The sequence below is a fragment of the Kordia jejudonensis genome, from assembly GCF_001005315.1.
Classification (GTDB): domain Bacteria; phylum Bacteroidota; class Bacteroidia; order Flavobacteriales; family Flavobacteriaceae; genus Kordia; species Kordia jejudonensis.
In genome coordinates, this window is the sequence record NZ_LBMG01000064.1 from 22,027 (window position 1) to 28,352 (window position 6,326).

The window sequence follows — 6,326 nt, forward strand, 5'->3', positions numbered from 1 at the left end:
CGATACACATGGAATTAAAAGATAAATTATTGTCATCCTTTATGGTTTTTGAAGATCGTGTACATGATCAATCTGAAAACTTAAATGGAATTAGAAATGAAGCCATAAAAATGTTTCAAGACAAAGGATTTCCTTCTAAGAAAGACGAAGATTGGAAATATACGTCGCTAAATGCCATCTTAAAACATGATTATAGTATTTCGCCACAACAAGAAACTGCGATCGAATTTAAGGAAGTAAAAAAATATTTCATTCATGACATTGATACGTACAAAATTGTATTTATTGATGGAAAATACAGTTCGTTCCTTTCGGAAACAACGCATGACGGCATTGATGTTTGTTTGATGAGTTCTGCTTTGAACAAGCCAAAATATAAAATCATTGTTGATTCCTATTACAACAACGCGGCTCAAAAAGATCATAGTTTAACATCGTTAAATACTGCATTTGCTTCTGAAGGTGCTTACATTCATATTCCTAAAAATAAAGTGGTAGAAAAGCCAATTCAGATCATTCACTTTTCTACAGGAAATGAAGCTTCTGTTATGCTGCAACCGCGTAATTTAATTGTCGTTGATGAGAATTCACACGTGCAAATTATTGAACGTCACCAAAGTTTAACGTCAAACGTAGTATTGACAAATTCGGTAACGGAAATTTTTGCAAATAAACGTGCCATTGTTGATTATTATAAGATTCAAAATGACAATCAACATGCTTCGTTAATTGACAATACGTATGTTTCTCAAAAACAAAGCAGTCACGCTTCTGTACATACATTTTCATTTGGTGGAAAACTGATTCGAAATAATTTACAATTCTTACAGAAAGGAGAATATATTGATTCTACCATGAAAGGAATTACGATTATTGGCGATAAGCAGCACGTAGATCACAATACATTGGTACATCATATTGAGCCAAATTGCGAAAGTCATCAAGATTACAAAGGTATTTTTGGCGATCGTTCTACGGGAGTTTTCAACGGGAAAGTCGTGGTTGAAAAAGAAGCACAAAAGACGAACGCGTTCCAAGCAAATAATAATATTTTAGTTGATGATAAAGCAACGATCAACACAAAACCACAGCTTGAAATTTTTGCAGATGATGTAAAATGCTCACACGGTTGTACGATTGGTCAGTTGGACAAAGATGCATTGTTTTATCTGCGTTCACGCGGAATTCCTGAAAAGGAAGCCAAAGCATTGTTAATGTATGCTTTTGCCAACAATGTATTGGAAAGTGTAAAAATAAACGCTATCAAAACACGAATCAATAAATTAATTGCACAAAAATTGGGCGTTAATTTAGGATTCGATTTATAAAATAGATTATTCAGAAAAGTAAAAATCCCGAAGCCAACGCTTTGGGATTTTTTTATGCATAGGTTACAGTTCAATTTCTTCCGCAATAATTCTGTAAATATCTACTTCTGGAAGTAGCGTTTGCAATTGTATAGCTACAGAACTAAATTGCGAATCTTGTCGCAAACGCTTCCATGTACTTTTTATATATTGATTAAAGCTTTCATCTTGACTTTGTTGATAGGACGGATTATCTTTTATCATTACTAAAATCTGCTGAATAGTTTCACGTCCGCTAAACAGCTTGGTTTTAATAGGCTCATGCAAACCTGACAACATTTCGTATGCAGTTTCTAGACAATTTGCGCCAACCATCATTAAGTGTCTTCTTTTTTGCGATACATCTGTAACTTTTGCTACAAATAGCTGATTTTGTAAAATGCTCATATGACTCGATTCTGCAAATCCAAACTGTTTCAGCACTTCTTGATTTTCTGAGAGCCAACGTTCAATCTCGGTTATAAAACGTGAAGATTTGGAACGAAGCAACTCAGAAATCAATCCTACTTTGAAAATAGAAGCTTCAAAGAAGGTATTTTTTTCTATAATACTTGTTTTCATTTGTTTGTATTTTGAATTTCTTCATATTGGTAAGCTTGAAGAAAAGTGAATTTATTCGTAGTTTAATACTTGTATGGTATTGCCATTTTCATCAACATCAGTTGTCCATTCCATGGCATCATCTGTAATATTTACCTTAATACTAATCATACTTCCTGGATCACTGATTTGTTTCAAGCGAGAAGTTTCAACAATGACAGGAAGTTCTTCAAGCGCAAACGATTTTGGTTGCAAATTTCTTTCAATTTCTGGAATTAATTGCGCATAAAATTCACCTTGTTCAATTTCAGAAGATACCAATCCGTAAATTGCTTCTGCAAAGTTTTTGGCATAGTTTGTATTCACAGATTCGTATGTTAACTCACTAGCTTTTACCGTTTCGGCAGTTCGTAACTGTTCTTCCGAACTCGTTGCAGTAGTTGGTGTATCTGGTGATTGTGTTGCTGCACTAACTGTTGTTAACTCAACTACTGCAGTTGCTGCAATTGGTGCTGCTTTTTGTGTTACACTACTTTTCATCTCTTCTAGACGCACAGTTTTGAAAGGATAAAAACTTAAGTATACTTTTTCAAAGGCAGCTTCATACACATTTTGCACTTCACGTTCTGTATATGCTGAAGAAGTGTTAATACTATCAACAGCAACTGGAATGGTAAGTTCCATATCTTTGATACGAATATTTGGTACAGAAAAATGTTTTAGCATTGGATTATTTACATACTCTTGTGCAATGGCCAACGTTTCAATATCTGATTGCACTTTTGCATTAGTGACTTCTTTATAAATCTTTCCGATATAATCTTTTAATGTAATCATTACTTTTGTTTTTTAGTAAGGAAACCTCCGGAGAGGTTTCCTTAATTAGTTTGTGAAATTAGGGCTAAGCTTCTCTGATAGACTCTTCAAGCATATCTAAAACTCTACTCATTCCTGCTGGCATTTCATCCTGTACTGCATGAATTTTAACATTCATACTGTATGAACGTTTAGCCTCATCGGAGTACGAATTTTTCTTTTGGTACGAGTAACTTCCTTTGAAGTTAAAACGACCAAATGCCCAACGTAAGCTTAACTCAGCACTTAAATCTAACTTGTGCGTAGCTACAGTTTCAACTTTTGTAACACTAGAAATTTTAGCGTTAAAATCGATTGTAGTATCTGCTACGCGTAAAAAAGGGATTGGAAGAATGGTTAATAAAGGTGTGGTTAACTTTACTAAAGAAGTTGTACCATCGACATCTTTAAGATAATCGAATTCAACTGTCTTTACAGTTCCATCATCATTTAAACCTACTTCATTGATAAAATCCACTGTTGATAAAGCTGCTGCTGCTTGCGCATCGATAACGGCTGTTAAAGGTTTCCCTAACATTGCACTGAAATTGATACTTGCAATTTCATTTGGACTAACTGGCATAATTGTAATTTTTAAAATTGTTTACCTACTCTTTTTTAAAGGCTTTTCGGCTTTCTCCTTAGGTTGTGAGCGTTATCGCGAATAATGCTCACATTATTTTAAGCTTAAAATTATACACTTTCGAAAGAATTATAATGCAAATATAAAACATATGTTGTAATTATACAAACATATTACAACAAATATTAGTAAAATAGATCAAATTATTTGTAATATGTTGCTAAATATAAGGTTGCAACGTTGATTTACTTATATAGTCTGTATTATTGAAGAATTACAGCTGGTTTTCTATGCGGCAAGAAAAACTAAAGCATACAAATACAATAACATATGTTTTATTTAACCAAAACATATGTTGTAGTTGCAGTATTTTTACAAACTATTGTTATTTGATAGCTGTACAAATTTTATTCAGGAAAGCGTTAAAATCCATTCCGTCATTGCCAACCAATCCGAAACGTACAACCACTACATCTTTTGAAGGAATTATATAGACACGTTGTCCTTGATATCCGTTTGCCGAATACATGTCTTTTGGCACATCAGGATGATAACCGCCAGCATTGAGCCAAAAGTGTGCTCCGTAACGTCCATCAGATGTTGGTGTTGGTGTGGTTATATAATCTACCCAAGAAGGATCAAATAATTGTTCGCCATTCCAATTTCCTCTGTGTAAATACAAGAGTCCAAATTTTGCCCAATCGCGCGGAGTTGCCCACGCATATGACGAACCTACATAGTTTCCTTCCATATCGGCTTCTATCAACATAGAATGCATGCCAATTTTATCAATGAATTCATCATATGGAAAGTTTAAATAGTCTTGATGTCTATCAAATTGCTTTCGCAAGATTCCTGATAACAAGTTCGAAGTTCCCGAAGAATAATACCAAGTTTCGTTTGGCTTTCCCACTAATGGCTTTCCTATTTGAGAAGCTGTCATGTCTTTTTCTAAAAACAACATTTTGGTAACGTCTGATATTTTACCATAATCTTCTTCCCATTCCAAACCACTATTCATTTGTAATAAGTTGTGAATTGTAATTTCTTTGCGTTCATCATCTTTCCATTCGTCAATTGGCGCTTTGTCCCAAACACTCAATTTTCCTTGATATTGCATGATTCCGTACATCGTACTAATTAAGCTTTTGGTCATAGACCAACCCAATATTTTAGAATCTTTATTGAAACCTTCTGCATAGCGTTCTGCCACTATTTGATCTTTATATAGCACTAAAACTGCACGCGTTTTTTTAATATCTTCTCCATCAACTTTTGAAAAAGCATCCGCTACTGCAGTGTTGATTTGCTCATAATTTACATTAGAAAAAACGGTGTCTTTTTGTTTCATACCGCCATACGGATATGACGTCATACGTGTAATACTACTTCTATGCGGAACTGGTGTTTCTTGTGAAAAATCGTAATCGTCTGTGACTAAAACACTTCCCAATCCTTTTCTGAAAACGGCTTTTCGTGTCATGAATCCGAAAACAGAAGCTGAAGCTGATTTTTCTTGTTGATCTACTACATCATCCGCTATATTAATTGGTCCAAAATTGTTATCTGTCGTATCTGTAAACTCAACACTTCTTCCCGCAACAAAGACTGAAGAACTCATATTTTTTGCAGAATATCCTGAAATAATGTGAAGTCGAGAATAATTGAATGCAATAACAATTCCTAAGAGGACAACTATGACAGCAAGTATTTTTAAAGCTTTCTTCATGATAAATCTGTTTTTGTACACTCAAATATATTAAAATGAAATTTAGTAATGACACTTATAGCAGTGTTTTCCCTTTGTAAAAAACAGGAAAAACACCTATTTATTTTATCTATATCCCTGCCTTACAATTAATTAAAACATTTAATCTTTATAGATAGTTACGTAACCAATAAAATTATAAACTTTTTAAAAACAAGAATCATGAAAAAAAAGAAAGCAAGTTTGAAGAAATTATCATTAAACAAAGATGTAATCTCAAACTTAGAAAATAATCAAGTTGCTGGTGGAGCGCAAATATCCGGATTTGTTTGTCCAATAGTAACTAGATTTAACTGTCCTATTTTCACACCGGCATGTCCAATAGAGCTCACGCCAGGATGTCCGATTTTAACACCAGCATGTCCTATTGAGTCAAGATATGTTTGTACTGACGTAGGATGTCTGTCTGACTTTATTTGCTAATTATTATAAAAATCAACTATTAACAATATTGTTGTAGAGACTACTGTAAAAGGTAGTTTCTACTTCATAGATTAACACATTACAACCATGAAAAAAAATAAAAAAAGTGTAAAAAAGTTATCATTAAATAAGAACGTAATTTCAAATTTAGAGAACAATCAAGTTGTTGGTGGTACAGTTGTTACCCTCGTAGTTTGTCCAGTTGTGACACGATTTAATTGTCCTATTTTGACACCAGCATGTCCAATATTAACTAATGGCATCTGTCCAATATTAACGCCAGCATGTCCTATTATTACAGCAGATTGCTCATTAGCAGGATGTCCTTCTGACTTTATTTGTTAGTCTTAACTAATGAATATTAGTTGAAGAAGCTTTAATTAAAGTAGTTTCTTAATATTTTTAAAACATTATAAACATGAAAAAAAATAAGAAAAGTGTACAAAAACTGACATTGAATAAAAAAGTAGTGTCAAATTTAGAAAGAGAGCAAATTAGCGGAGGAACAATTCTAACGGCGGCTTGTCCGAATACTATTTTTTGTCCAACACGATTTTGTCCGACAAAATTTAATTGTCCAACGCTTTATAACTGCCCAACATTTGTAACATGTCCAACACTTGGAGGTTGTCCTTCACTAGCTGGCGGATGTCCAACAACTTTTTAGTTCTAAAAAGTACGTGTAACTATATGAAATCTGTCTGAAAAGCTAAATTTTTAGACAGCTTTCTTTTTTTATTTTAATCAGAGTTCGACATAAAAAATTTAGTTCGATATTTTTCTTTTCCGA

The 6,326-nt window shown here is 33.4% G+C and carries 8 protein-coding genes; 4 read left to right on the forward strand and 4 right to left on the reverse strand.

Features of this window, described 5'->3' with window-relative positions:
- The first annotated feature begins 8 nt into the window (after window positions 1-8).
- A complete protein-coding gene (sufD, locus tag AA089_RS21015) occupies window positions 9-1,328 on the forward strand; it encodes a Fe-S cluster assembly protein SufD (protein WP_046758980.1) in 1,320 nt (439 codons plus the stop codon).
- A 63-nt stretch (window positions 1,329-1,391) separates the two neighbouring features.
- Here the strand turns inward: sufD and AA089_RS21020 are convergent, their stop codons facing one another.
- From AA089_RS21020 to AA089_RS21035, 4 genes are all read right to left on the reverse strand, one after another.
- On the reverse strand, window positions 1,392-1,928 hold the full coding sequence (locus AA089_RS21020; RefSeq protein ID WP_046758981.1) for a hypothetical protein: 537 nt from the start codon (window positions 1,926-1,928) through the stop codon (window positions 1,392-1,394).
- Between the two features lie 51 nt (window positions 1,929-1,979).
- Window positions 1,980-2,744 (reverse strand): hypothetical protein, encoded by a 765-nt coding sequence (locus AA089_RS21025; RefSeq protein ID WP_046758982.1) that lies wholly within the window; start codon window positions 2,742-2,744, stop codon window positions 1,980-1,982.
- A gap of 64 nt (window positions 2,745-2,808) precedes the next feature.
- Window positions 2,809-3,345, reverse strand: coding sequence for a DUF2589 domain-containing protein (locus AA089_RS21030; RefSeq protein WP_046758983.1), 537 nt, complete (start codon window positions 3,343-3,345; stop codon window positions 2,809-2,811).
- Window positions 3,346-3,730: 385 nt separating this feature from the next.
- Window positions 3,731-5,074: a serine hydrolase domain-containing protein gene (locus tag AA089_RS21035; RefSeq protein WP_046758984.1), complete on the reverse strand. Its 1,344-nt coding sequence runs from the start codon at window positions 5,072-5,074 to the stop codon at window positions 3,731-3,733.
- Between the two features lie 201 nt (window positions 5,075-5,275).
- Between AA089_RS21035 and AA089_RS21040 the strand changes: the two genes are divergently transcribed.
- From AA089_RS21040 to AA089_RS21050, 3 genes are all read left to right on the forward strand, one after another.
- On the forward strand, window positions 5,276-5,536 hold the full coding sequence (locus tag AA089_RS21040) for a class I lanthipeptide (RefSeq protein WP_046758985.1): 261 nt from the start codon (window positions 5,276-5,278) through the stop codon (window positions 5,534-5,536).
- Window positions 5,537-5,623: 87 nt separating this feature from the next.
- Window positions 5,624-5,881 carry a class I lanthipeptide gene (locus tag AA089_RS21045; RefSeq protein ID WP_046758986.1) on the forward strand — a complete coding sequence of 86 codons (258 nt, stop codon included), beginning with the start codon at window positions 5,624-5,626 and terminating at the stop codon, window positions 5,879-5,881.
- A 73-nt stretch (window positions 5,882-5,954) separates the two neighbouring features.
- Window positions 5,955-6,203: a class I lanthipeptide gene (locus tag AA089_RS21050; protein ID WP_046758987.1), complete on the forward strand. Its 249-nt coding sequence runs from the start codon at window positions 5,955-5,957 to the stop codon at window positions 6,201-6,203.
- Window positions 6,204-6,326: the final 123 nt, after the last annotated feature.

Coding starts and splice junctions, on each gene's coding strand:
- sufD (WP_046758980.1), top strand. CDS start 9: ATGGAATTAAAAGATAAATTATTGTCATCCTTTATGGTTTTTGAAGAT.
- AA089_RS21020 (WP_046758981.1), bottom strand. CDS start 1,928: ATGAAAACAAGTATTATAGAAAAAAATACCTTCTTTGAAGCTTCTATT.
- AA089_RS21025 (WP_046758982.1), bottom strand. CDS start 2,744: ATGATTACATTAAAAGATTATATCGGAAAGATTTATAAAGAAGTCACT.
- AA089_RS21030 (WP_046758983.1), bottom strand. CDS start 3,345: ATGCCAGTTAGTCCAAATGAAATTGCAAGTATCAATTTCAGTGCAATG.
- AA089_RS21035 (WP_046758984.1), bottom strand. CDS start 5,074: ATGAAGAAAGCTTTAAAAATACTTGCTGTCATAGTTGTCCTCTTAGGA.
- AA089_RS21040 (WP_046758985.1), top strand. CDS start 5,276: ATGAAAAAAAAGAAAGCAAGTTTGAAGAAATTATCATTAAACAAAGAT.
- AA089_RS21045 (WP_046758986.1), top strand. CDS start 5,624: ATGAAAAAAAATAAAAAAAGTGTAAAAAAGTTATCATTAAATAAGAAC.
- AA089_RS21050 (WP_046758987.1), top strand. CDS start 5,955: ATGAAAAAAAATAAGAAAAGTGTACAAAAACTGACATTGAATAAAAAA.